Source organism: Mucilaginibacter sp. P4_E8, assembly GCF_056401495.1.
Window position 1 is genome coordinate 1 of the sequence record NZ_JBFUJG010000450.1, and the last position, 620, is coordinate 620.

General features: G+C 31.6%; 1 protein-coding gene. It reads left to right on the forward strand.

The features are described 5' to 3' along the window. Nucleotides 1–87: 87 nt before the first annotated feature. On the forward strand, nt 88–549 hold the full coding sequence (locus AC1DRQ_RS32045) for a hypothetical protein (protein WP_477430282.1): 462 nt from the start codon (nt 88–90) through the stop codon (nt 547–549). Nucleotides 550–620: the final 71 nt, after the last annotated feature.

The window sequence follows — 620 nt, forward strand, 5'->3', positions numbered from 1 at the left end:
GTACTTAAGTAACATAACTTACTGAAGCACTTGAGTTTATGTAATCTTAAGTCTAAATTTACAACTTGAAATAAATAAAAATCAATTATGAAAAAACTAAACCAAACCTTATTGATAGCAGCATTAGCTGTTGTTTTATTCACATCTTGTAAAAAGGATAATGAACCAAAACCTGTACATATTACAGGGAATATAGCAGGGGATAATAAACCTGATACACCATCCGGTGATGGTTCACCAGTGGATGTAACAACAGTATCATTTAAAAATAGCGGAAGCCTCATAACTATAGAAGTAACTGCTTCAATGGATATTGATACTGCTAACTTGTCAACCAAACGAATAATTCCAAAAGAGTTGAAAGTGACAGATTATAAAACTAATTATTCAGAGGCAAATAAAAAGCATATTACCATCAGTTTTAAATACCCATGGGACAGCAACAATAAAACAAAATATATTTGGAAAAAAAGAACAGGAGGTGCAGATACAATAACAATGATTGCACCTTTATTTGGAACAACTTATTTGAGAAGCAACCATAGCTAAATGACCGCCATTAACCGCAAAGACTATTATAGCCAAACAGAATTGACTAAATTGTATAAAGGTGTATATTC

What these genes read in the sequence shown, in the direction of transcription:
- AC1DRQ_RS32045 (WP_477430282.1), top strand. Translation starts at nt 88, where the DNA reads ATGAAAAAACTAAACCAAACCTTATTGATAGCAGCATTAGCTGTTGTT.